We start from the raw sequence: 25,102 nt of genomic DNA, 5'->3' as shown, positions 1-25,102 counted from the left end.
TGACACATCGGGTTGGTTGTGCCCCTTTTTCCGCTGTCTGCCTAACGGAGCGGACGATTTCGAAGCGAAAGGGATGAACGAAATATGAAACTGCTGACGCTGCTGTCACACTTGCCCGGTTTTTGGGTGCACCATGGAGGCAATCCCGATATCGTGGCGCTCGAAATGGACTCGCGCCGCGTTGCCCCCGGTTCTCTCTTTTTTTGCCTTAAAGGGTTTACAGTAGACGGACACGACTTTGCCGAGGAAGCGGTGGCGCGCGGAGCGGCGGCGATCGTGGCCGAGCGGCCGCTTTCCGTTGATGTTCCCGTCGTTCTTGTGTCGGACAGCCGGCGGGCGATGGCGATTTTAGCGGACGCGTTTTACGGGCGGCCGACCCACCGCCTTCATTTAATCGGAGTGACAGGCACAAACGGCAAGACGACGACAACGTCGATCATCGAACAAATCGCGAGAAAAACCGGCAAGAAAACAGGGCTCATTGGCACGGTTCACATCAAGGTCGGCGACCGCTCCTATCCGGCGGCCAATACGACGCCGGAGTCGCTCATTTTGCAGCGCACGTTTAAACAGATGGTCGATGAAGGAGTGGAGTTTGTCGCCATGGAAGTGTCGTCGCACGCGCTGCACCAAGGGCGGGTGCATGGCTGCGATTACGATGTGGCCGTCTTTACGAACTTAACGCAAGACCATTTGGATTATCACGGGACAATGGAAGAATATCGGAACGCCAAAGGGCTTTTGTTTGCCCAGCTCGGCAACCGCTACGACGAACGGCGGCCGAAATTTGCCGTTCTCAATCATGACGATCCGGTTTCGCAGTATTATAAACATATGACGGCCGCGCCGATCGTCACATACGGGATGAGGGAAAAAAGCGATGTGATGGCGGAACAGATCCGCATGACCGCAGGCGGCATGGCGTTTCGGCTTTGCACGCCGCACGGATCGGCGGCGGTCGAAACGAAACTTGTCGGCTCGTTCAATGTCTATAACATTCTCGCCGCTGCCGCTGCCTGCCTTGCCTCTGGCTTTTCGCTTGAAACGATCGCCGCGGCGCTTGCGGATGTCGAGCCGGTGCCGGGGCGGTTTGAAACGGTTGATGAAGGGCAAAACTTTACGATCATCGTCGATTACGCCCACACGCCGGACAGTTTAGAAAATGCCTTAAAAACGGTGCGCCAATTGGCGAAGCGAAACGTGTATGTCGTCATCGGCTGCGGCGGCGACCGCGACCGGTCGAAACGGCCGCTCATGGCGCAGGTGGCGGTGCGGTATGCGGATGTCGCTATTTTTACCTCCGACAATCCGCGTTCGGAAGACCCGAAGCAAATTTTGCGCGACATGGAAGCGGGAGTAAGCGCTGAGATCGGAAAGCATGTGACGATTCCTGACCGTGAAGAGGCGATCCGCTACGCCATTGGCCAGGCGCAGGAAGGCGATGTTGTGTTGATTGCCGGCAAAGGGCATGAAACGTATCAAATCATTGGCAACGATGTGATTGAGTTTGACGATCGCGCTGTTGCCCGAGCGGCAGTGAAGGAGAGAGGATGACCATGATCGCATACAGGACGGTGCAATCGATGGCGGTGGAGGCGCGCGGCATTGTTGATGAAACGATCCGCTTTCACGCCGTGTTCGTCAACCCAGCCAAACAAGTGAAAAAAGGGTTGTTCGTTCCGCTCGAAAACGGGGCGGAAACATTGAAAACGGCGATTGAACACGGAGCGATCGCTTCATTTTGGCGTCTGGGAGAGCCGTTGCCGCGCTACATTCCAAATCAATTTCCGATCTTTTTCGTTCCGTCGCCGCTCGAGGCGGCAGCGGCATTGTTCGAGCGATACTTGGAGCAAGACCGTGCAGAGGGTGTGCAGTTTTTCTTCGCTCTTCCTGAAGACAGCCCCCTTGCTGGCGAGGCTGTGCGCCGCCGACTGGCGGAATTGGAGAAGCGATGGCTGGACGCTCGGCCGTTTAAAGGATGTGACGATGCATGCCAGAACAAGCGATCGTGATTGCCATGGCGGTTTCCTTTCTCATCACTGTCGTTTTGTCGCCGCTGTTCATCCCGTTTTTGCGGCGGTTGAAATTCGGACAAAGCATCCGCGAGGAAGGGCCGAAGTCGCATCAAAAAAAATCAGGCACGCCGACGATGGGCGGCATCATGATTTTGTTGGCGATTGTGGCAACGACCTTATGGATCACACCAAAAATCGCCGGCTTGTCGACGAGGACGTATTTGCTGTTGTTGGTCACCGTCGGCTATGGGGTGCTCGGCTTCCTCGACGATATGATCAAAGTCGTGATGAAGCGAAATCTTGGCTTGACGAGCCGGCAAAAATTTATCGGCCAGCTCCTTATCGCAGCCATCTTTTTTGCCGTCTACCGCCAAAGCGGCTTTTCGACGGTGTTACATATTCCCGGCGCCGATTGGTCGGTCGACCTCGGATGGGCGTACGGCGTGCTCTTGTTGTTCATGCTTGTCGGCGGTTCGAACGCTGTCAACTTGACCGACGGGCTTGACGGGCTGCTTGCCGGAACGGCGGCGATCGCCTTTGGCGCTTATGCCGTCTTGGCTTGGAATCAAGGCCAGTACGATGTCGCTGTATTTTGCGTCGCTGTTGTTGGCGCCGTGCTTGGCTTTTTAGTGTTTAACGCCCACCCAGCGAAAGTGTTTATGGGCGACACCGGCTCGCTCGCACTTGGCGGGGCGATCGCCGCTGTCGCTGTCCTGACGAAGCTTGAGCTGTTGCTTGTCATCATCGGCGGTGTGTTTGTCATCGAGACGCTGTCGGTCATCATTCAAGTGGCTTCGTTCAAAACGACGGGACGGCGCGTGTTCCGCATGAGTCCGCTTCATCATCATTATGAGCTTGTCGGCTGGTCAGAATGGCGGATCGTTGTGACGTTTTGGGCCGTCGGCCTTTTATTTGCGATGCTAGGAATTTATATCGAGGTGTGGATGTAATTGAAACCGACTCGTTTTTATCAACATCGTCGTGTGCTTGTCATTGGATTGGCGAAAAGCGGAGCGGCGGCAGCTCGGCTTCTTGCGGAGTTAGGCGCTAAGGTCGTCGTCAATGATCAAAAGCCGCTTTCGGAAAACATGGAGGCCAAGCAGCTTGAACCGCTGGGCATTCGCGTCGTTTGCGGCGGTCATCCGCTTGAACTGCTTGATGAGCCGTTTGACCTTGTCGTGAAAAACCCGGGCATTCCGTACACGAACCCGATGGTGAAAAAGGCGCTTGAGAAGGGGCTTCCGGTTGTGACCGAAGTGGAGCTTGCTTATCACATTTCCGAAGGGCCGTTTATCGGCATCACCGGGTCCAACGGAAAAACGACGACGACGACGCTCATTTACGAAATGTTAAAAGCGGACGGCCAAGATCCGCTGCTTGCCGGCAACATCGGCCTTGTCGCCTGCGAGGTGGCGAGGGAAGCGAAGCCGGGGCAATGGCTTGTCACGGAACTGTCTTCGTTCCAGCTTGCCGGCATTGACAAGTTTCGCCCAGCCATTGCGGTTTTGCTCAATATTTTCGACGCCCACTTGGACTACCACGGAACGAAAGAGGCGTATGCAGCGGCAAAGGCGAACATTTTCCGCAATCAAACGGAGCGCGATTATGCCGTCGTCAATGCCGACGATCCGCTCGTGATGAACATTGCCTCCTCGGTTCGATCGCAAAAAGTGCTGTTTTCGGCGACGAAGCTTCTTGGCGAAGGGGCGTACGTTCAAGATGGCGCCATCTATTGGAACGGTGATCCAGTTATCAGAATCGCTGACATCGTTCTTCCTGGACAGCACAATTTGGAAAACATTTTAGCGGCGGTGGCGGCCGCCAAGCTGGCCGGCGCCAGTGATGAGGCGATCCGCCAGGTGCTGGCGACGTTTTCCGGCGTGAAACATCGGCTTCAGTATGTGGCGGAAATTGACGGCCGGCGGTTTTACAACGACTCGAAAGCGACGAACATCTTAGCGACGCAAAAGGCGCTTTCAGCGTTTGCCGGCGAGCCGGTCATTTTGCTCGCTGGCGGGCTTGACCGCGGCAATGAGTTTGATGATCTTCTCCCGTATTTGCAACAGGTGAAGGCGGTCGTACTGTTCGGCCAGACGGCGGATAAAATCGGCCGCATCGCCCAAAAAGCGGGAATAGAAACGATCCGATATGTCGATAATGTGGAAAAAGCCGTCCCGGTTGCTTTCGAGCTTTCCGAACCGGGCGACGTCATTTTGCTCTCTCCAGCATGCGCCAGCTGGGATCAATACAAAACTTTCGAGGAGAGAGGGGACATTTTTATCAATGCCGTGCATAAGTTGAAATAGAGGGAAAGGGACAGCCCTTCCCCTCTAGTTTACAAAAATAGAGGTGTTGGGCATTGCCGCGGAAAAAGTCTGCGCCGGATTTTTTGCTCATTCTTTTGACGTTTTCGCTCTTGGCCATCGGACTTATTATGGTGTACAGCGCGAGCGCCATTTGGGCGGAATACAAATTCAACGATTCGTTTTTCTTCGCCAAGCGCCAGCTATTGTTTGCGGGCGTCGGCATTATCGCTATGTTTTTTGTCATGAACATCGATTATTGGGTGTGGCGCGACTGGTCGAAAGTGCTGCTTGGCGTCTGTTTTGTGCTGCTCGTTCTTGTGCTCATTCCCGGCATCGGCATGGTTCGCAACGGGTCGCGCAGCTGGATCGGCGTCGGGGCGTTTTCGATCCAGCCGTCCGAGTTTATGAAGCTGGCTATGATCGCTTTTTTGGCCAAATATTTATCGGAAAACCAAAAAAAAATTACGTCATTTAAACAAGGACTGTTGCCGGCGCTTTTGCTTGTGTTTGCCGCGTTCGGCATGATTATGCTGCAGCCGGACTTAGGAACGGGCACCGTTATGGTTGGTACGTGCGTGACGATGATTTTCGTCGCCGGCGCCCGTCTCAGCCATTTTGCCGGGCTTGGCGTTTTGGGGCTCGCTGGGCTTGCCGCCCTCATCCTGTCGGCTCCATATCGAATCAAGCGGATTACATCGTTTTTAAACCCATGGGAAGATCCACTTGGAAGCGGATTTCAAATCATCCAGTCGCTGTACGCCATTGGGCCGGGCGGCTTGTTCGGCCTTGGGCTCGGGCAGAGCAGACAAAAGTTTTTTTACTTGCCGGAGCCGCAAACCGACTTTATTTTCGCCATTTTAGCTGAAGAGCTCGGCTTTATCGGTGGTTCACTCGTTCTCCTGCTCTTTGCTCTTCTTCTTTGGCGCGGTGTGCGCATTGCCCTTGGCGCCCCTGACTTGTACGGAAGTTTTTTGGCGCTTGGCATTATTTCGATGATCGCGATTCAAGTGATGATCAATATCGGCGTTGTGACGGGACTGATGCCCGTTACCGGCATCACGCTCCCGTTTTTAAGCTACGGCGGATCGTCGCTGACGTTGATGTTGATGGCCATCGGCGTGCTGCTTAATATCAGCAGGCATGCCCGGTATTAGGCAAGCGGCGGATGTCCGCCGTTTTTTTGGCGTCTCTCGAACGCAGCCCATCGTCGAACGGTGCCGGCAAATGCGATAAAAACAGGCTCTCTCTTGCATTCATTTGTGATATAATGAAAATAAGTGCAAAAACAAAGAAACGGCAGCGGATGCCGTTTGTTTTTATACCGGTCGTTTCAGCGCGGGCTTTGAAGAAGAAAGCGGGGAATGCGATGGAAAAGGGAAAAGTCGTCGTCTTGGAGGACCGCGTGCCGAAACTGAAGGAGCGGCGCCGCCAGAAAGCGAACCGCCGGCTCATTGCGTACTTATCTTTCTTTTTTCTATTTATTTTGTGCGTCCTTTACTTCCAGTCGCCGCTTGGCGCTGTCGGGCATGTGGAAGTGAGCGGCAACCGTCATCTCACAGCGGAGCGCATCATCAGCTTAAGCGGCATTACGAAGCGGACAAGCTTTTGGAAAGTGAATGAACAAAACGTGGAAAAAAAGCTCACTCGCCATCCAGAAATTAAGGAGGCCACAGTGGAAAAACAGCTGCCGAACACGATCGCCATCCACGTCCGCGAATGGCGGCGAATCGCTTATGTGTATGACCGGCAAACGTTTTTTCCATTGCTTGAAAACGGGCGGCTGTTAAAGCAAGAAGGGACGAAGACGGCGCCAAGCGATGCGCCGGTGCTTGTCGGCTGGAAAGACGGCGACGCCATTGCTGAAATGACGGGGCAGCTCGCCGAACTGCCCGCGGCCGTGCTGGGCGCCATGTCGGAAATTCACTACAAGCCGACGAGGGAATATGAAGACCGCGTCATCGTCTACATGAATGACGGTTATGAAGTAAGCGCGACAATCCGGCAATTTGCGGACAAGCTGTCGCATTATCCTGCGATTGCCGCCGCGCTTGACCGAAACGTCAAAGGAGTCATTCATTTGGAAGTCGGCAGCTATTTTGTTCCTTACTCCCCCCCGAAAAAGGAGGATGGCGATGAAACGACAAGCCCGTAGCCGCCTCCTGCTGACGTTGATCTGCTTGATCTTCGGCGCCATGCTCGGGTTCTCGTACCAACATGCGAAAAACGAAGCATCCCGCCGCGAATGGAGCGACAGCGAGTGGAAAAAAGAGTACGAATATCGCTCGGCGCTTCTTGCTTTGCAAAAAGAAAACCGGTCGCTCAAGCAGCAGCTTGTCAAAAAGCAGGAGGAGCTGGCTGCGTGGGAGAAGAAGCTGGCCGAGGAGCAGGAGAACGAGGCCGGATTGGCAAAAGAAGCGGAACAGCTGCGCATGCATGTCGGAAAAGCGAGGGTGAAAGGGAAAGGTGTAGCAGTCACCCTTTCCGATTCCTCTTATATCCCCTCTGAAGCGAGCGCTACCAATTATATCGTTCATGAACAGCACGTATGGAAAGTTGTTCACGAGTTGCTCATTTCCGGCGCCGAAGCGGTCGCTATTAATGGGCAGCGCATTTCCCACCGTTCATACATCGTCTGCAACGGCCCAGTCATTGAGGTCGATGGAACGCAGCATGCCGCTCCGTTTGTCATTTCGGCCATTGGCAATCCGGACGTGCTCATGTCCGCTCTAGAGCTTCCCGGCGGCATCGTCGACGAACTTGTCGAAGACCATATCGACGTAAAAGTGGAAAAGCAAGGAGCGATCGTGTTGGATCCGGTGTTTGCGCCCGAGCCGTAAAACGGGCGGAAAGGGGCGGTGAAGCGCATTGGAACGGAAAAATCGATTCTATTTTGCCGGCGTAGCTGCCATATTCGGTGTGATGCTGGCCGTCGGGCTTCGGACGACGCTGCATCCGGAAGGACGCGACACGCGCGACATTTGGGAGTTGCGCGCCGATTTGACAAAAGAGCAGAAGCTTGAACAACGGCTGCTTGAGGAGCTAGAGAGTTACGAGGAAACATTGCGCCGCTACCGGCGGGAACACGAGGCGGGCGGCGCGACAGAGCTTGAAGCGACAGTCGCGAAGCTGAGGGAAGAAGCCGGGCTGACAGAAGTGAGAGGAAGCGGTCTCGTGTTGACGATCGCGCCGCTTTCGGCGGCCGGCTACGTTGGTCCGGCCGTTGCCGCCGTATCGCCCGAGCTATTGCAACGGTTAGTGAATGAGTTGAACAAATACGGGGCGAAAGAAATCGCCATCGACGGTGAGCGACTGACGAACCGGACGGCCATTCGCGATGTCAATGGCGCAACGAAAGTCGGGAGCCGCTCAGTGAGGCTGCCAGTCGAAGTGAGAGCAATCGCCGATGATGCGGACAAGCTGTACAGCGGGCTCGCCGTTTCGCCGATCCGCGATGATTTCGCCGTGGAAAACTTGGAGCTGTCAATATCCAAGCCCCAGCCGCTCGTTGTCATTCCGCCCGCGGCTAGCCGCCCTGATGTGAAATACATGGAGACAGAAAACGGCGGCAAGGAGGAGAAATAGCATGTGGCTTCCGCTTCTCGGATTGCTTCTTGGGTTTGCCATCGGCGTTTTCGCCGGCTGGGAAGTTCCCGATGAATATTCCAATTATTTGTCGATTGCCATTTTGGCCGCCTTTGATACATTAATCGGAGGATGGCGCGCCCACCTGCAGCGGACGTACGACGAAACCGTATTTATAACCGGGTTTTTTTTCAACATTGTTCTGGCCGCAACTTTAACTTTTCTTGGGGTGCATCTTGGTGTAGACTTGTATTTAGCGGCTGTGTTCGCCTTCGGCGTCCGCTTGTTTCAAAACATTGCCATCATCCGCCGCCTTTGGCTTGCTGAGTGGGCCAAGCGGCGGTACAATCGCGAAAAAAGTTAGGCAAAAGACAGGGAAAGTGTTTTCGCGTGTTGAATTATATAGGGTAAAACAAAATATAGTGTTGTTGCGAAACTCGCAAACTAGACATAGACCAATAGACAAAGAGATGGGAAATTTCAGCCGAAAAAGGAGGTGTCGCTGCTTACTGAAACGCCGGCCGGCACCGGCGCGTTTTTAGTAGGCAGATGCCAAAAAATGAGCAGCAATGAGATCGTCGTTAGCCTGGATGTCGGAACATCGAGCGTGAAAGTCATCATCGGGGAAATGCTAGGCAGCTCCATCAATATTATCGGGGTGGGCAATGTCAAAGCGGAAGGGCTCAAAAAAGGGGCGATTGTTGATATAGATAAAACGGTGCAGTCGATCAGACGGGCCGTCGAGCAAGCGGAGCGGATGGTCGGTTTATCGATCCGCCGTGTGATCGTCGGGGTGGCCGGCAGCCATATTCAGCTCCATGACTGCCACGGCATTGTCGCCGTCGCGAGCGAAAACCGGGAAATCAGCGATGAAGATGTCGCCCGCGTCATCGATGCCGCGCAAGTTGTCTCTATTCCTCCCGATCGGGAAATCATCGGCGTCGTTCCGCGCCAGTTTATCGTCGACGGGTTGGACGGCATTCATGATCCGCGCGGCATGCTCGGCGTTCGCTTGGAAATGGAAGGCACTATGGTGACTGGTGCGAAGACGGTATTACATAATCTTCTTCGCTGTGTGGAGCGGGCAGGCTTGGAAATCAGCGATATTTGTCTTCAGCCGCTGGCGGCCGGTTCGCTCGTGCTGTCCGATGACGAACGGCATTTGGGGGCGGCGCTCGTTGACCTGGGAGGCGGCTCGACAACGGTCGCTGTCTTTGAGCAAGGGACGTTGCAAGCTGTCTCTTCGCTGCCGGTCGGCGGGGAGCACATTACGAAAGACTTGGCCATCGGATTGCGGACGACAACGGACGATGCCGAAAAAATCAAACTGAAGCACGGACATGCATTTTACGACTACGCTTCGGAGGAAGAAGTGTTCAGCGTGCCGATCATGGGCACCGATCAACACCAGCAGTTCAGCCAGCTGGAGATCGCCGATATTATTGAGGCGAGACTGGAAGAAATTTTGCAAATGGTTCAGCAGGAAGTGCGTCGTCTCGGGTTTCGCGATCTCCCCGGCGGCTATGTGCTGACCGGCGGCGTCGCCAATATGCCAGGGTTGCTTGAGCTGGCCCACGTCGTTTTAGGGACGAGCGTCCGCATTGCCATGCCGGATTATATCGGTGTGCGCGACCCGCAGTATACGATCGGCGTTGGCTTGCTCAAGTTCGCCTACCGGCAGGCGCAGCTGCAAGGGAAAACGGTCCCGGTTGCCGTTGCGGTGGAGCCGGTCGAGCGCTCCTCGCCAAAACAGCAGTCGAAACCGAAAAAGAAAGAAGACCATTTTGGGAAGAAGGTCAAGAGATTTTTTGGTTCTTTCTTTGAATAGAGATTGAAATTTTAGGAGGATTTGGCCATGTTGGAGTTTGAGACAACAGTCGATCAGTTGGCAACGATCAAGGTGATTGGAGTCGGGGGCGGCGGCAACAACGCCGTCAATCGGATGATTGAGCATGGGGTGCAAGGTGTAGAGTTTATTGCGGTCAATACGGATGCACAGGCGCTCAACTTGTCGAAGGCGCCGATCAAGCTGCAAATCGGGGCGAAGCTGACACGCGGCTTGGGCGCGGGAGCAAACCCAGAAGTTGGAAAAAAAGCAGCTGAGGAGAGCAAAGAGCAAATTGAAGAAGCGCTTCGCGGCGCCGATATGGTGTTTGTCACCGCTGGCATGGGCGGCGGCACGGGAACTGGCGCTGCCCCGGTCATCGCCCAAATTGCGCGCGAGTTAGGGGCGCTTACGGTCGGCGTTGTTACGCGCCCGTTTACGTTTGAGGGGCGCAAGCGGGCGACGCAGGCCGCAAGCGGCATCGCCGCCATGAAAGAGGCGGTCGATACGCTCATCGTCATTCCGAACGATCGATTGCTTGAGATTGTCGACAAAAATACGCCGATGCTTGAGGCGTTCCGTGAAGCGGATAACGTATTGCGCCAAGGGGTGCAAGGCATTTCCGATTTGATCGCCGTGCCGGGGTTGATCAACCTTGACTTCGCTGATGTGAAGACGATCATGTCGAATAAAGGTTCGGCATTGATGGGGATTGGCATCGCCAGCGGCGAAAACCGAGCTGCTGAGGCAGCAAAAAAAGCCATTTCCAGCCCGCTGTTGGAGACGTCGATCGACGGCGCGCAAGGGGTGCTCATGAACATCACCGGCGGCATGAACTTAAGTTTGTACGAAGTGCAGGAGGCTGCCGACATCGTCGCTTCGGCGGCCGACCAAGAAGTGAACATGATCTTCGGCTCCGTTATTAATGAGAACTTAAAGGACGAGATCATCGTGACGGTCATTGCGACCGGATTCAACGAAAACGTCGCTTCGCAGCCGCGGCCGCCGCGCATTGGCATCGGCACTGTGCCGAAAGCGGCGCCGGCGCCAAAGCGGGAGAAGCGCGAAGAGCCGATACAAGACTATGCGGCGCTCCGCTCGGGGCAAGCAGAAGATCCGCTTGACATTCCCGCTTTCTTGCGCAACCGCAACCGCCGCCGCTAGATGGCGAAACGAGGGTGTCCCAAAAGCAACGGGACACCCTTTCTTCATCACAAGATGCATGCACGAACGTGCACGAAGCACTTTGGTGAAACAATATATTGTATCTCTCTTAAAGAAAGACGATCTTTTGAGACAGCCTCGCTTTTCCGATTAGGACCAAAAACTTCTCGCGTTGGCCGCCCGCTCTCTCGCAACGAAAGGGCGAAAAAGAGAAGGCGGGCTAGGCTTTCGTGCCGGCCGATTTGATCCGCCGTGGTTCCCCCTGTTTTGACAAAACATCTCCTTTTTCACCGCCACCGATTGACAGACTTTCCCTCGCAAGGTGCTATATACTTGTTTCAGACAAAGCCGATATGGGCGGGGGAGGGGCTTGACGGTTGGTCGTCTATCTCGATGTGATTTGGCTGTTGAACGTCTGTTTTGACGCGTTGCTTCTTTGGCTGACGGCGCTCATGCTCAAGCGGCCGATCGTCTGGTGGCGTCTGTTGGCTGGGGCGTTGATCGGTTCGCTGCTTGTCATATTGCTGTTTACCCCGTTTTCCGCCATCGCCCAGCACCCGTTGGTAAAAGTAGCTGTTTCCGTGTTGATCGTGTGGGCCGCCTTCGGGTTTAAGCGCCCGCGCTATTTGCTTGAGAATATGCTGGCGTTTTACTTTGCCACGTTCGCCGTCGGCGGCGGCATGCTGGCGGTTCATTATGTTTTCGCGCACCAACTGTCCGTCCGCCAAGGAATGCTTCTCATGCATCATCCCGGAGCGGGCGATCCGGTCAGTTGGCTGTTTGTTGTCATCGGGTTTCCGGTTTTATGGCTTTTTTCTCGCCGAAGGGTGGAGGCGATTCGCGAAAAAAAACTGCGGTTTGAATATATCATTGAGGTCAAGATCGTATGGGACGGGCGGCCGCTTATGCTGCGCGGCTTGATTGACAGCGGCAACCAGCTCGTCGATCCGTTGACAAAAACGCCGGTGATGGTAGTCGAACAGGAAAAAGCAAAGGCCGTGCTTCCTGAGGAGCTACTGGGTTGTCTCAGCTCTCCCATGATGCTGGCTTCCCCGCCGGAGCGGTGGGTCCATCGCCTCCGTCTCATTCCGTACCGTGCGGTCGGCAGCGGTCCACAAATGATGGCGGCGGTTAAGCCAGACCGCATTATGCTGCGGTACGAAAACGAATGGTTGGAAGTAGCGCAAGGGCTTGTGGCGCTAAGCGCTGATCCGCTGTCGACGGATGGGGAGTACGACTGCATCGTCCATCCGAAAATGGTGCAGGCGGGAAGAAAGCTGACCGCTTCGTAGGTTTTGTTAGTATATCATACTCACTTTTGATCCGTTTAGAAGGGGGATTTTCATGAGAAAATGGAAACTTCGCTTCATGAACTGGCTGTATAAGCTTTTGGCCAAGCTTGGCCTGAAGGCGGATGAAATTTATTATATCGGAGGCAGCGAAGCCCTCCCGCCGCCGCTGACAAAGGAAGAAGAGGAGCAGCTGATTGCCAGGCTCGCCGCCGGTGATGACACGGCAAGATCGCTTTTGATCGAACGCAATTTGCGTCTTGTCGTCTACATTGCGCGCAAGTTTGAAAACACCGGCATTCACATTGAAGATTTGATCAGCATTGGAACGATCGGCCTCATTAAGGCGGTCAACACGTTCAACCCAGAGAAGAAGATCAAGCTGGCGACATACGCGTCGCGCTGCATTGAAAACGAAATTTTAATGTATTTGCGCCGCAACAACAAAGTGCGGGCGGAAGTGTCGTTTGATGAACCGCTCAATATCGACTGGGATGGCAACGAGCTGTTGCTTTCCGACGTGTTGGGAACGGATGACGACGTGATTACGAAAGATTTGGAAGCGGATGTCGACCGGCGCTTGCTCTTAAACGCCTTGCGCCAGCTGAGCGACCGCGAGAAGCAAATTATGGAATTGCGTTTTGGCCTCTCCGGCGGCGAAGAAAAGACGCAAAAAGACGTCGCTGATTTGCTCGGTATTTCGCAATCGTACATATCGCGGCTCGAGAAGCGGATCATTAAACGGTTGCGCAAAGAATTCAATAAAATGATGTAGCGGGCGGCGGGAGCGAAATTCCGCCGCCTTTTTCCGCGTCGGACAGGCTGTGCATATTTTTCCCTTCCAAGGAGATACTGAAAATTGACGACTTAGCATCTCCTGATGGGAGGGAACAACTTGACGAGGAACAAAGTCGAGATTTGCGGCGTAGACACTTCGAAGCTTCCCGTCCTCAAAAATGAGGAAATGCGTGAACTGTTTCGACGGATGCATGAGGGGGATTTGGAGGCAAGAGAAAAATTAGTAAACGGCAACTTGCGCCTCGTGTTGAGCGTCATTCAGCGCTTCAACAACCGAGGCGAATTTGTCGATGATTTGTTTCAAGTCGGCTGCATCGGACTTATGAAATCGATTGATAATTTTGACCTCAATCAAAACGTGAAGTTTTCCACTTACGCCGTGCCGATGATCATCGGCGAAATCCGCCGCTATTTGCGCGACAACAACCCGATCCGCGTTTCGCGCTCGCTGCGCGACATCGCCTACAAAGCGTTGCAAGTGCGAGAGCGGCTCATGAGCGAGACGGCGAAAGAACCGTCAACCGAGGAAATTGCCAAAGAACTCGGCGTCGCCCATGAGGAAGTGGTTTTTGCCCTCGATGCCATTCAAGATCCTGTTTCGTTGTTTGAGCCGATTTACAACGACGGCGGCGACCCGATTTATGTGATGGACCAGCTGAGCGATGAGCGCAACCGTGACAGCCAATGGATCGAAGAAATCGCCTTGAAGGAAGGGCTTCGGCGGTTGAATGAGCGGGAAAAAATGATCATCCGTAAACGCTTTTTCCAAGGAAAGACGCAAATGGAAGTGGCCGAGGAAATCGGCATTTCCCAAGCGCAAGTGTCGAGGCTCGAAAAAGCGGCGATCCGGCAAATGAATAAAAACATCCAAGTATGACAGGCTGCAGGTGCAGCCTTTTTCTTTGGCACATAACTGCACATTTGGCTTCATATAGATGAAAAAGAGGGAGAGAGGAAAGGCGGGGAGAAAAACCGTGATGAGAATTTCCGAATTTCAGACGAAAGATGTCGTCAATGTAGCCAATGGGAAGAAGCTTGGCAATATTGGGGACATTGATATTGATTTAGATACTGGAAAAATCCGCTCGCTCATTATTTTAGGCGCCGGAAAGATGCTCGGGCTGTTCGGCCGCGAAGAGGCGGTCGTCATTCCATGGCAGAACATCGTCAAAATCGGAGCCGATGTTATTTTAGTCCGCCTTCATGATTCCGATTAAACGGCTGGTGCAACGATTGGCCCCGTCGCTTGCAACGCGGCAGGACGATGTTGCAGACCTTTCCGCTTTTCGTGGGCAGATCGGCTATGCCGCCAGCGCGGTTTTCGGGCGGCAATAAGGGTTGGACAATTTCTGCGGCAATGTTTCGACAAAATCATAAATAAAGGTTATCATGGACAAACAAACTATGATAAAATAGGAAAAAAAGTGATAAAAAACTACAAAAAACAGCGTGAGGTTGACGCGAATGCCGGACATTTTTCAACAAGAAGCCCGCGGCTGGCTCCGCTGCGGTGCGCCTCCGTTTGCTGGAGCCGTCGCTGGATTGACGACGAAACATGGCGGGGAGAGCAAAGGGCCGTTCGCTTCGCTGAATATGGGGCTGCACGTCGGCGACGATCGCACGGTTGTTGTCGCCAACCGCGGGCGTTTGGCGCAATGGCTCTCATTCCCGCTTGAGCGATGGGTATGTTGTGAACAAGTGCATGGCGCCGACATTCGGAAGGTGACGAAAAACGAACGGGGGAACGGAGCGCAAGATTTCGCCACGGCGGTTCCAGGGGTCGACGGGTTGTATACAGACGAAGCGGAGGTGTTGCTCGCGCTTTGTTTTGCCGATTGTGTGCCCATTTATTTTGTGGCGCCATCTGCTGGGTTAGTCGGCCTTGCTCATGCCGGGTGGCGGGGAACGGCGGGCGGCATCGCTGGTCACATGGTGCGGCTTTGGCAAACGCGCGAACACATCGCGCCGAGCGACATCTATGTTGCCATCGGACCTGCCATCGGTCCGTGCTGTTATACGGTTGACGACCGTGTCGTGGACAGTCTGCGCCCGACGCTTCCTCCGGAAAGCCCGTTGCCATGGCGGGAAACAAGCCCAGGGCAATATGCGCTCGACTTAAAGGAAGCCAATCGGCTTCAGTTGATCGCGGCTGGCGTTCCGAACAGCCATATTTATGTGTCAGAACGCTGTACAAGCTGTGAGGAAGCGTTGTTTTTTTCCCATCGCCGCGACCGCGGAACGACTGGAAGGATGTTGGCGTTTATCGGCCGAAGGGAGGAGACGGCATGACGGTGCGCGACAACTTGGCGGCCATTCGCCGAGAAATCGAGGCGGCCTGCGCTCGCGTCGGCCGCGATCCGGCCGGCGTGCGCATCGTGGCGGTCACTAAATATGTCGATGCCGAGCGGGCGATGGAGGTGCTTGACGCCGGCATTGCCGACCTCGGCGAAAACCGCTCCGACCAATTGATTGAAAAGCATGCACGGATCGGAAATCAAGCGACGTGGCATTTCATTGGGACGCTTCAGTCGCGCAAAGTCAAAGACATTATTGATAAAGTCGATTACATTCATTCACTCGACCGCTTGTCGCTCGCGAAAGAAATTGAAAAACGGGCGGTGCGGCCAGTAAAATGTTTTGTGCAAGTGAACGTGTCGGGGGAAGTGACCAAACACGGGCTCGCCCCCGAAGAAACGATTCCGTTTATTGAACAACTTCGCGCCTTTTCGCGCATCGAAGTCGTCGGATTGATGACGATGGCGCCGCACACGGACGACGAAGCGGTATTGCGCGCTTGCTTCCGCCGATTGCGAGTGCTGAAGGAACACGTTCAGGCGATGGGAATGGCCCATGCGCCATGCACCGAACTGTCAATGGGCATGTCAAACGATTACACGATCGCTATTGAGGAAGGAGCGACGTTTGTGCGCATAGGCAGCGCGCTTGTTGGATCATTGTAGGAGGTGAAACCGGATGGGATTGATGAAAAAATTCCGTGATTATTTTTTAGAAGAAGACTACGAAGACTATGAAGAAGAATATGAGGCGCCACAGCCGGAAGAAGAGGCGCTGCCGAAGACGGCAGGCAAGGCGAACGTCGTCAGCCTGCAAAGCGTGCAAAAATCGGCGAAAGTCGTGCTTGCTGAGCCGAGGGTGTATGCGGAGGCGCAGGAGATCGCCGACCATTTGAAAAGCCGGCGCGCGGTCATCGTCAACTTGCAGCGCATCCAGCATGAGCAGGCGAAGCGGATCGTCGACTTTTTAAGCGGCACGGTGTACGCCATTGGCGGCGACATTCAGCAAGTCGGCACAAAAATTTTTTTATGCACCCCGGAAAACGTCGACGTCAGCGGCTCGATTTCGCTCGACGGCGAGGATGACAGACCGATGAAGAGGTGGTAGCTGTTGGATTATGTACTCACGTTTTTGACGACAGTGATTCAAGTGTACTCGTATGCGCTGATCATTTATATTTTAATGTCATGGTTTCCCAATGCGCGCGAAACGCGGTTCGGACAGATGTTGGCCGCTATTTGCGAGCCGTATTTAGAGCCGTTTCGGCGGGTCATTCCGCCGCTTGGCATCATTGACGTCTCCCCAATCGTCGCGTTTATCGTTCTTGAATTCGCGACGAGAGGGCTTCACGCCCTGTTCGACATTCTTCAGTCGCAGTTTTAACTTCGTTTTGCGCGCACGGCGCCGCCGCTCTCCGCCCGGCAGGCAAAAAGGCGGAAGGGCGAAACTCGCAGAGAGGAATCCGTTGTGGGTTCCTTTCTTCCATGAAAGCAAGGTGACGTCGAGTGGAGCTGTATCAGCATTTTCGCAAAGAGGAACATCCGTTCATTGATCAAGTGCTCGAGTGGAAGGAGATGGTGAGCCGTCAGTACGCTCCGAAGCTGACCGATTTTCTCGATCCGCGCGAGCAGCAAATCGTGCAAAGCATCGCCGGCGGTGCGGAAGATGTGCGCGCGTTCTTTTTCGGCGGCGCCCCGTTTGTCGAGCGGAAGCGGGTGTTTCTCGCTCCGCCGTATATCGACCCTGAGGAAGAGGATTATGGCATTGTACTGTTTGCCGTCCGCTATCCGGCGAAATTCGTTTCCCTTGAACATCGCGATGTGTTGGGGGCGCTGATGTCGCTTGGCTTGCGGCGCGGCAAGTTTGGCGATATTCTCATTCGGGATGGGGAAATTCAGTTTTTTGTTGCTGCTGAAGTCGCCGACTACGTCCGCTTGCATGTCGAAACGATCGGCAAAGCTCCGGTTGCGCTTGAGCCGCTTCCGTTGTCGGCAGCCATGCCGCTTGCCGAAACGTGGGAGGAAGGAACGGTCACGGTGTCTTCTCTAAGGCTCGATGCTGTGCTCGCTCAGGCGTTTCGCCTTGCGCGCGAGAAAGCGCGTGCGCTTGTTGAAAGCGGGCTTGTCAAAGTCAACTGGAAGGTGGTGGACAAGCCGGATTTCCTCTGCGGACCGGGCGATGTCCTGTCGGCGCGCGGTTTTGGCCGCTGCAAGCTGTTTTCGGTGGAAGGGCCGACGAAAAAAGAGCGCTGGCTCGTTCAGATTGGCCGACAAAAATAAGCAAATGACGGCAGGAAATCGGCAAACCATGTCGAATGAAAGTGAAGAAAAGGAATGATGGAGACGGAGGTGGCCGTTGTGCCGTTGACGCCATTGGATATTCACAACAAGGAATTCAGCCGCGGGTTTCGTGGGTACGATGAAGACGAAGTGAACGAGTTTCTCGATCAAGTCATTAAAGACTATGAAATGCTCATCCGTGAAAAAAAGCAGCTGGAAGAAAAAGTGGCCGAACTGACGGAAAAGCTGAACTACTTTGCGAACATTGAAGAGACGCTCAATAAGTCGATTCTTGTTGCACAGGAAGCAGCGGAAGAAGTGAAGCGGAATGCGCAAAAAGAGGCGAAGCTGATCATTAAAGAGGCGGAAAAAAACGCCGAGCGCATCATCAGCGATGCATTAGCGAAATCGCGGAAAATCGCCCTCGAGATCGAGGAGCTGAAGCGGCAGTCGAAAGTGTTCCGCGCCCGTTTCCGCATGCTTGTCGAGGCCCAGCTCGATATGATCAACAGCCGCGATTGGGACGAGTTGATGGAGTATGAGGCGCCGGATTTGGAAGAAGGGGCGAGAGAACCGCTGTCACAGCCTTGACGAACCGAAGACGTTTCGGTTATAATAATTGGCAAAAATCGCCGCATCAGCCGCCGTGGGAGGCGGTTGGCTTTTTTCAGGATGAATAGCGAAATAGCCATCGACGATGAAAGGGACAGTAGCTCTTGTACGACCGGTCGCAGCGAGCCGGGGATGGTGGAAGCCTGGCATCGGCGCAAGAGTGAACATCACCCTGGAGTTCCATGCCGAACATCAAGTAGGCCATGGCGCGTCATTCCCGTTACGAATGAAAAGAGGGCTGTGCGTCGTTTGCATGGCCAAGAAGGGTGGTACCGCGAGACCGTTCTCGTCCCTTGCCGGGGGGAGAACGGTTTTTTATTTGGAATCTATCGTTCGAAGGAGGAGCAAGGATGGATTACAAAGAAACGCTGCTCATGCCGAAGACCGACTTCCCGATGCGCGGCAACTTGCCGAAGCGGGAGCCGGAAATGCAAAAAAAATGGGAGGAAATGGACATTTACCGGAAAGTGCAGGAGCGGACGAAAGGACGGCCGCTGTTTGTTCTGCATGACGGCCCGCCGTATGCCAACGGCGACATTCATATGGGTCATGCGCTGAACAAAATTTTAAAAGATATCATCGTCCGCTACAAATCCATGAGCGGCTATTGCGCCCCATACGTGCCGGGCTGGGATACGCACGGCTTGCCGATCGAAACGGCCCTTGCCAAGCAAGGAGTTGACCGCAAATCGATGAGCGTCGCCGAGTTCCGCAAGCGGTGCGAGCAATATGCGTATGAACAAATCGACAACCAGCGCCGGCAATTCAAGCGGCTCGGTGTGCGCGGCGACTGGGACAACCCATACATTACGCTCAAACCGGAGTACGAAGCCCAGCAAATTAAAGTGTTTGGCGAAATGGCGAAAAAAGGGCTCATCTACAAAGGGTTGAAGCCGGTCTATTGGTCGCCGTCAAGCGAATCGGCGCTCGCCGAAGCGGAAATCGAATATAAAGACAAGCGCTCGCCGTCGATTTATGTCGCCTTCCCGGTGAAAAACGGCAAAGGCGTGCTTGAGGGCGATGAGCGAATCGTCATTTGGACGACGACGCCGTGGACGATTCCGGCGAACTTGGCGATCGCGGTTCATCCGGATTTGGATTACCATGTTGTCGATGTCAGTGGAAAACGGTATGTCGTCGCTGCCGCCTTGGCGGAGTCGGTGGCGAAAGAAATCGGTTGGGACGCATGGTCGGTCGTCAAAACGGTCAAAGGAAAAGAGCTTGAATACGTCGTGGCGAGACATCCGTTTTATGAGCGCGACTCGCTTGTCGTCTGCGGCGAACACGTCACGACCGACGCCGGCACGGGCTGCGTCCATACGGCGCCGGGCCACGGGGAAGACGACTTTCTCGTTGGGCAAAAATATGGGCTTCCGGTCCTTTGTCCGGTTGATGAACGCGGCTACATGACCGAGGAAGCGCCGGGATTTGCCGGGATGTTTTACGAAGACGCCAACAAGGCGATTACACAGAAGCTTGAGGAAGTCGGCGCTTTGTTGAAGCTTGGGTTTATCACCCACTCGTATCCGCACGACTGGCGGACAAAGCAGCCGACGATTTTCCGGGCGACAACGCAATGGTTTGCATCGATCGATAAAATCCGCAACGAGCTGCTTCAAGCGATTAAGGAAACGAAATGGATTCCGGAGTGGGGGGAAATCCGCATCCACAACATGGTGCGCGACCGCGGCGACTGGTGCATTTCCCGCCAACGCGCCTGGGGGGTGCCGATTCCGGTCTTTTACGGCGAAAACGGTGAACCGATCATCACCGATGAGACGATTGAGCATGTGTCGAACCTGTTCCGCCAATACGGGTCGAACGTCTGGTTTGAACGCGAGGCGAAAGACTTGCTGCCGGAAGGATTCACCCATCCGTCGAGCCCGAACGGCATCTTTACGAAAGAAACGGACATTATGGACGTCTGGTTTGACTCCGGTTCGTCGCACCAAGCCGTGTTGGTCGAACGCGACGATCTCGTGCGTCCGGCTGATCTGTACTTGGAAGGGTCCGACCAATACCGCGGCTGGTTCAACTCATCGCTGTCCACCGCCGTTGCCGTCACCGGCAAAGCGCCGTATAAAGGCGTGTTGAGCCACGGCTTTGTCTTGGACGGCGAAGGGCGGAAAATGAGCAAGTCGCTCGGCAACGTCGTCGTGCCGGCGAAAGTAATGGAACAGTTCGGCGCCGACATTTTGCGCCTTTGGGTCGCGTCGGTCGACTACCAAGCGGACGTGCGCATCTCCGACCATATTTTAAAACAAGTGTCGGAAGTGTACCGAAAAATCCGCAACACGTTCCGGTTTATGCTCGGCAACTTATTCGATTTTGACCCGAGCGAAAACGCCGTGCCGGTCGGGGAGCTGGGCGAAGTCGACCGCTACATGCTGGCGAAGTTGAACAAGCTGATCGCCAAAGTGAAAAAGGCCTACGACCGCTACGATTTCGCCGCGGTTTACCATGAGATGAACCATTTCTGCACCGTCGAGCTGAGCGCATTTTACTTGGATATGGCGAAAGACATTTTGTACATCGAAGCGGCCAATTCTCGCGCCCGCCGCGCCGTGCAGACCGTATTGTATGAAACGGTCGTCGCATTGGCGAAGCTCATCGCGCCGATTTTGCCGCACACAGCCGATGAAGTGTGGGAGCATATCCCGAACCGGAAAGAGCCGGTCGAAAGCGTCCAGCTCACCGACATGCCGGAGCCGATCGCCATCGATGGCGAGGAAGCGCTCTTGGCGAAATGGGATGCGTTTATGGACGTGCGCGATGACATGTTAAAAGCGCTCGAGAATGCGCGCAATGAAAAAGTGATCGGCAAATCGCTGACGGCCAGCGTCATCGTCTACCCGAAAGACGAGGCGCGGAAGCTATTGGCGTCGCTTGATGCCGACTTGCGCCAGCTTCTCATCGTTTCCGCCTTTTCGATCGCCGATGAGCCGTATGACGCCGCGCCGGCCGAAGCCGAGCGGCTCGACCACGTGGCCGTCCTCGTCCGCCCGGCGGAAGGCGAGACGTGCGAGCGGTGCTGGACGGTGACTCCAGCTGTCGGACAAGATCCGTCCCACCCGACGCTTTGCCCGCGCTGCGCGCACATTGTGAACGAACATTATTCCGCATAACGAAAAGCGGCAAGGCTGCCTTCCTGGCGGCCTTGCCGCTTGCTTTTGGTGGAGGAAAAAACCAAAACGATGGTGTAAAAAGCGCAAAGGGATCAGGGGGGTTGTCAAGAAAAAGTGCAGAATGTTGCAGTGTATAAATTTATATACATGCTCATTGAAAACTTAACATTTGACTTCTCCTGCAACGAGCTTCCTCCCCCATGGCGCAGCCTGCGGGTTGAGCCTACAAGATTTTTAGAGGAAATGATGCAGCGCTTAGGGTGTGCAGGATAACGGAGAGGTTAACTCTTCATGTTGCATGTATATAGTTGTGTAGTTGAATCAATTCTATAGTTGAACGAATTCTGTCAAACTCCGTGTCTCATGAGCCTCCGTCGCATTTACTCCATTATCTTCGACCACACGTTTGCTTAAAATTATAAGGTTTATAGCGCAATTTTCCTATTATTTGTTAATATACTGTGAATTTCCATGTAAAAGGTTGACATCTTCTTTTTTTTTTTTTATAATGCCATTGAATTTTACAAACATTTCAAATTCATGATTAGAGAGGGCATTCCATATGAAATGGGTGTTCATTTCAAGAATGGCGTCCCGCTTAAAAGCAGAAGCCATTTTCATATTGGTATTTTCCGGGGCTTTGATGTTTGATTGCCTCAATCCCCATACCATCAATCCAGCGGAATGGATCTTATATACGAAATACTTGGTTCCGATTGGAATGGCGGTCTGGCTGCTTTTCAGCTTTCGTTTGCACCTTTCCTTGTTCGCCTCAATGCCGATTCACTGGATCGCGATGAACGACATCATTCGAAACCCACAAAAGATTGTCTTCTGCCAAGCTTTGATCGCGTTTGTTTGTTTTTTCGTTTTGCAACTGGCCTTGGCCGGGATCATCGCCGGTGCGGTGGTGATCAACTATTCAGCGGGTTGGGATCTTTTCGCTTTTCTGTTTCCACTATATGTGATCCATTTTCTTCTTCCATTTCTATGGGCGTGGATGATTGGATTGTCCACAGGCGCTGTTTACGCCTATCATTCTTCGAAAAAAGCGATGTTGCTCGTTGGTGTGTTTGTTTTGTGGATCATCGTGCTGTTTTCTTTGGAATATCGCAACCCATCCTTCTCCTTGTGGGGAAACCATCGTTGGCCTTACATTGACCCGTTATTCAGCTTAACCTTTCAAAAAGAACGCATGCTGATCAAGTTGGCGTATATCCTTTCTTCCATCGCCGTTTATGGCGTTTTTCGAAGCATGCGGCGATCCTTCGCGGGGCTTGCGGCTAGTGCGATTTTCCTTACTGTCGCAACAAGTTTCCTTCAACATGCACAATCAAAATTCCAGTTGGATGACATTCTGTTGGCAAACGACGTCAAACTCTATCAACAAATTAAACATCAGGCTCAGCCCAAGAACATCCCGTTGCATGGATATTGGAAAATCAAGGAGATCGAGGTGAATCCGAAATCCACGTATCCGATCAAAGCCACACTCTCTCTGCATCCGAAAGAACACACCGTTCGTTTTTCGATCAACGAGCAATTTCAAATCGATCACATCCAAGGCGGAGGGAAGCGTTTACCCTTTCAACAACAAGGAAACGTTGTTCAGGTGGAGACCAACGGTGCGCCATCCATGACGATCTATTATCGGCATACGTTCGGCTCAACCTTTTATCCGTTGACATCGGGCGTCACGTTGTTGCCATTTGAAGCCAACTGGTATCCGCAGCCAGTGGATTCAAAGCTTTACTATATCGACTCATCCGGAACGCTTCATTCAAATGTGGAAACGAAAACATGTACACGAGTCAAAATGATTGTCGGAAAGGAAAAGTACCGTTGGCGTGGGGACCATCCCCTTTGTCTCTCCATGATCAACGGTCCTTACAAACAAATTCAAGTGCAACATACTCGTTTCCTTGTTTATAAACCGTTTCTCACCACAGCAAGAAATTATATGGAATTGAAGCATCAACTCGTTTCCATCCGCAATGAGCTATGTCACGTATTTCCGGATCTTGCAAACATAGATTACTGCACAAAAGAAGTCAAGAGCGTCTCGATCATCCCGAAAAGCATCAACACAATAAATCTTTCGCTGTATGACAGCACGGTGGCTGACGGAAACTACACGTTTTACATTGATCCGTTCTTGGACGTCAATGGCAGCCCGGCAACCAAACATATTCAGGAGTTGGCTGCGTTTTTCATCCCATACCGATTGTTCGAAAACGAACGGATCGGTCTCTTCGCCGGCTTGTATTTAATGGAAAAACTACATATTCCATCTATCGGATATGGAAACAGGATAGCGGAAAAATCCTCCATCGACTCAACAGCTCGGGAGCACTACATGGCATTATCGATGAAAGAAAAAGAAAACATATTGATTCAACTAGCGCAAGAAAGGGGGAAAGGAGACAAATGATGGAATTGAAAAATGTGACCCTCAAGCACCGTCGCCAACTGATTTTGCATCATTGTTCCGTCAATCTTCCTTCCCAATCCATCATTCTAGCCAACATCGTTATTGGTTCCATAGCCTCTTACGAAATGGAACTGGAACCGCAGTAAAGACGAGAACAAGCGATATAATATTTGGAGAGGAGAAGGGATAACATGATCGTGAACCGAAAAAAGAAATGGAAATCAAAATGGGCATCTTTATCGCTTGCAGCAGCAGTAATAGCCACTGCCGGTGCAGCGGGAGCAGAATCCGCAACAGCCTTTTTAGATGGGTCAAGTACTTACAGCAATACAAAAACTATTAGAGCAAATACAAATGGTACAGGGAATATTCATGCTGTAAATAATGGTGCCAATACCCAAACGAGAGGCTATGCTTACAAATCGATTGATTGGTGGCCCGACAGCGTCGTCGCCTCCACCAACTGGCTCAATCCTAGGCAAGAAGAAACGCGCAATTTTACACAACAAGAAGGCGATAAATATTATGGCCAAATTGTTGGTCAAACGGTTGGTTCAAGAGGATACGTGACCATTACGGTCAAATAACGATGCCGAATCCGGATGATAAAGGAGTCAGGGATACGCGTAAAAAATAAAGCGGTCCCTGACCGCATTTTTTCTTTTGTCAACTTCTTGGAAAGAAAGCGGTTGATCGGCGATGAGGTGGAAATGGCTGTTTGTTTTTTATTGGAAACGATTGTTGAAAAGCAAGTTATACATTGGTGCTAGTTTCTCGTTTTTTCTTTTGCTGGCCGTACGGTTTACACTATTTTTTACCGATCCGTACAATATGGAGAGTTATGGGGATATCCCTCATGAAGTGTTCATGCTTGTTCAAATCGTTTCGCTCTTTTACATCGTGTGGTTCTACCTTCTCTACTCCAACGAACTTCGTTACGGCGTTTCGTCATGGTTCGCCGACGGCTACCGGATTTTGCTGGAGAAAATGAGCGCCTTGCTTGCGGTTCATGCGCTGTACCAAGGGATCATGCTGATGATGAGCTGCGGCGTTTTTTCAATCGTGTATCTCTTCGTTGGGGTGGAGCCTTCGGATCTGTATTTGTCGCTGCTTCGGTTTCTCGCCGTCTATCAGTTTGGACCGCTCGTGCTCACCGTCCTGTACGGCGTCATCATCGCACTGCTGTTGGAAACGAAAAAGGTCAGTTTTTTCGCTATGTTGCTTGTGTGGATCCTGACCGGACCGATGACGACGGAGCTGTTCATCGATCTGTCCAAAACTGTTCATGCCCGCGACTGGGCGTCGCTGCTGTTTATCGGAAAACACGCGATTCAACGAGCGTATGATTCCTACATCGGGTTTGAGGTCGACCGCGGCGGGG

At 53.1% G+C, this 25,102-nt stretch carries 25 protein-coding genes, 1 pseudogene and 1 other annotated feature; all 26 genes and pseudogenes read left to right on the top strand.

Annotated features, from left to right (window positions below; all coding sequences use genetic code 11):
• The first annotated feature begins 84 nt into the window (after nt 1-84).
• Nucleotides 85-1,554 (top strand): UDP-N-acetylmuramoyl-L-alanyl-D-glutamate--2,6-diaminopimelate ligase, encoded by a 1,470-nt coding sequence (locus tag ACVBDQ_RS03155; RefSeq protein ID WP_446663041.1) that lies wholly within the window; start codon nt 85-87, stop codon nt 1,552-1,554.
• Nucleotides 1,551-2,012, top strand: a complete 462-nt coding sequence (locus tag ACVBDQ_RS03150) for a hypothetical protein (RefSeq protein WP_011230616.1) — start codon at nt 1,551-1,553, stop codon at nt 2,010-2,012. The genes ACVBDQ_RS03155 and ACVBDQ_RS03150 overlap by 4 nt, the downstream gene beginning before the upstream one ends.
• Nucleotides 1,991-2,965, top strand: coding sequence for a phospho-N-acetylmuramoyl-pentapeptide-transferase (mraY, locus tag ACVBDQ_RS03145; RefSeq protein WP_011230617.1), 975 nt, complete (start codon nt 1,991-1,993; stop codon nt 2,963-2,965). The genes ACVBDQ_RS03150 and mraY overlap by 22 nt, the downstream gene beginning before the upstream one ends.
• On the top strand, nt 2,966-4,321 hold the full coding sequence (gene murD, locus ACVBDQ_RS03140; RefSeq protein WP_013145847.1) for a UDP-N-acetylmuramoyl-L-alanine--D-glutamate ligase: 1,356 nt from the start codon (nt 2,966-2,968) through the stop codon (nt 4,319-4,321).
• Nucleotides 4,322-4,374: 53 nt separating this feature from the next.
• Nucleotides 4,375-5,475: a stage V sporulation protein E gene (gene spoVE / locus ACVBDQ_RS03135; RefSeq protein ID WP_011230619.1), complete on the top strand. Its 1,101-nt coding sequence runs from the start codon at nt 4,375-4,377 to the stop codon at nt 5,473-5,475.
• Between the two features lie 212 nt (nt 5,476-5,687).
• The gene (gene divIB, locus ACVBDQ_RS03130) at nt 5,688-6,473 is read left to right on the top strand and encodes a cell division protein DivIB (RefSeq protein ID WP_011230620.1); all 786 of its coding nucleotides are present in this window, start codon (nt 5,688-5,690) and stop codon (nt 6,471-6,473) included.
• Entirely contained in the window at nt 6,454-7,158 is a 705-nt protein-coding gene (locus ACVBDQ_RS03125; RefSeq protein ID WP_011230621.1) for a DUF881 domain-containing protein, read from the top strand. The genes divIB and ACVBDQ_RS03125 overlap by 20 nt, the downstream gene beginning before the upstream one ends.
• Before the next feature lie 28 nt (nt 7,159-7,186).
• On the top strand, nt 7,187-7,903 hold the full coding sequence (locus tag ACVBDQ_RS03120) for a DUF881 domain-containing protein (protein ID WP_015374360.1): 717 nt from the start codon (nt 7,187-7,189) through the stop codon (nt 7,901-7,903).
• A 1-nt stretch (nt 7,904) separates the two neighbouring features.
• Nucleotides 7,905-8,267: a small basic family protein gene (locus ACVBDQ_RS03115; protein ID WP_011230623.1), complete on the top strand. Its 363-nt coding sequence runs from the start codon at nt 7,905-7,907 to the stop codon at nt 8,265-8,267.
• 195 nt (nt 8,268-8,462) lie between these two features.
• On the top strand, nt 8,463-9,731 hold the full coding sequence (gene ftsA, locus ACVBDQ_RS03110; protein WP_031205778.1) for a cell division protein FtsA: 1,269 nt from the start codon (nt 8,463-8,465) through the stop codon (nt 9,729-9,731).
• 27 nt (nt 9,732-9,758) lie between these two features.
• The gene (gene ftsZ / locus ACVBDQ_RS03105; protein ID WP_011230625.1) at nt 9,759-10,892 is read left to right on the top strand and encodes a cell division protein FtsZ; all 1,134 of its coding nucleotides are present in this window, start codon (nt 9,759-9,761) and stop codon (nt 10,890-10,892) included.
• Between the two features lie 377 nt (nt 10,893-11,269).
• A complete protein-coding gene (spoIIGA, locus tag ACVBDQ_RS03100; protein WP_014195377.1) occupies nt 11,270-12,184 on the top strand; it encodes a sigma-E processing peptidase SpoIIGA in 915 nt (304 codons plus the stop codon).
• Between the two features lie 52 nt (nt 12,185-12,236).
• Complete coding sequence (gene sigE / locus ACVBDQ_RS03095) at nt 12,237-12,956, top strand: RNA polymerase sporulation sigma factor SigE (protein WP_011230627.1); 720 nt, start codon at nt 12,237-12,239, stop codon at nt 12,954-12,956.
• A gap of 120 nt (nt 12,957-13,076) precedes the next feature.
• On the top strand, nt 13,077-13,856 hold the full coding sequence (sigG, locus tag ACVBDQ_RS03090; protein ID WP_011230628.1) for an RNA polymerase sporulation sigma factor SigG: 780 nt from the start codon (nt 13,077-13,079) through the stop codon (nt 13,854-13,856).
• A gap of 97 nt (nt 13,857-13,953) precedes the next feature.
• Nucleotides 13,954-14,196: a YlmC/YmxH family sporulation protein gene (locus tag ACVBDQ_RS03085; protein WP_025039063.1), complete on the top strand. Its 243-nt coding sequence runs from the start codon at nt 13,954-13,956 to the stop codon at nt 14,194-14,196.
• A 247-nt stretch (nt 14,197-14,443) separates the two neighbouring features.
• Nucleotides 14,444-15,268 carry a peptidoglycan editing factor PgeF gene (gene pgeF / locus ACVBDQ_RS03080; protein ID WP_011230630.1) on the top strand — a complete coding sequence of 275 codons (825 nt, stop codon included), beginning with the start codon at nt 14,444-14,446 and terminating at the stop codon, nt 15,266-15,268.
• Nucleotides 15,265-15,939, top strand: a complete 675-nt coding sequence (locus tag ACVBDQ_RS03075) for a YggS family pyridoxal phosphate-dependent enzyme (protein WP_014195381.1) — start codon at nt 15,265-15,267, stop codon at nt 15,937-15,939. Before pgeF ends, ACVBDQ_RS03075 begins: the two co-directional genes overlap by 4 nt.
• 13 nt (nt 15,940-15,952) lie before the next feature.
• Nucleotides 15,953-16,381, top strand: a complete 429-nt coding sequence (locus tag ACVBDQ_RS03070) for a cell division protein SepF (RefSeq protein ID WP_011230632.1) — start codon at nt 15,953-15,955, stop codon at nt 16,379-16,381.
• Nucleotides 16,382-16,384: 3 nt separating this feature from the next.
• Nucleotides 16,385-16,657, top strand: coding sequence for a YggT family protein (locus ACVBDQ_RS03065; RefSeq protein WP_011230633.1), 273 nt, complete (start codon nt 16,385-16,387; stop codon nt 16,655-16,657).
• A 122-nt stretch (nt 16,658-16,779) separates the two neighbouring features.
• Nucleotides 16,780-17,553 carry a YlmH family RNA-binding protein gene (locus ACVBDQ_RS03060; RefSeq protein WP_021321516.1) on the top strand — a complete coding sequence of 258 codons (774 nt, stop codon included), beginning with the start codon at nt 16,780-16,782 and terminating at the stop codon, nt 17,551-17,553.
• A gap of 78 nt (nt 17,554-17,631) precedes the next feature.
• Nucleotides 17,632-18,144, top strand: a complete 513-nt coding sequence (locus ACVBDQ_RS03055; protein WP_011230635.1) for a DivIVA domain-containing protein — start codon at nt 17,632-17,634, stop codon at nt 18,142-18,144.
• 97 nt (nt 18,145-18,241) lie between these two features.
• Nucleotides 18,242-18,462: a binding site (T-box leader), on the top strand.
• Nucleotides 18,463-18,515: 53 nt separating this feature from the next.
• On the top strand, nt 18,516-21,290 hold the full coding sequence (gene ileS / locus ACVBDQ_RS03050; RefSeq protein ID WP_021321518.1) for an isoleucine--tRNA ligase: 2,775 nt from the start codon (nt 18,516-18,518) through the stop codon (nt 21,288-21,290).
• A gap of 562 nt (nt 21,291-21,852) precedes the next feature.
• Nucleotides 21,853-23,721, top strand: coding sequence for a hypothetical protein (locus ACVBDQ_RS03045; RefSeq protein WP_446663040.1), 1,869 nt, complete (start codon nt 21,853-21,855; stop codon nt 23,719-23,721).
• A complete protein-coding gene (locus ACVBDQ_RS03040; protein ID WP_165754826.1) occupies nt 23,721-23,867 on the top strand; it encodes a hypothetical protein in 147 nt (48 codons plus the stop codon). The genes ACVBDQ_RS03045 and ACVBDQ_RS03040 overlap by 1 nt, the downstream gene beginning before the upstream one ends.
• A gap of 45 nt (nt 23,868-23,912) precedes the next feature.
• Nucleotides 23,913-24,308, top strand: coding sequence for a hypothetical protein (locus tag ACVBDQ_RS03035; protein ID WP_011230640.1), 396 nt, complete (start codon nt 23,913-23,915; stop codon nt 24,306-24,308).
• A 112-nt stretch (nt 24,309-24,420) separates the two neighbouring features.
• Nucleotides 24,421-25,102: pseudogene (locus ACVBDQ_RS03030) on the top strand (ABC transporter permease); the annotation flags it as partial.

The organism is Geobacillus sp. CCR (assembly GCF_052906625.1).
The sequence above is the reverse complement of the archived record's forward strand: the minus strand, read 5'-3'. Positions and strand labels throughout refer to the sequence as shown.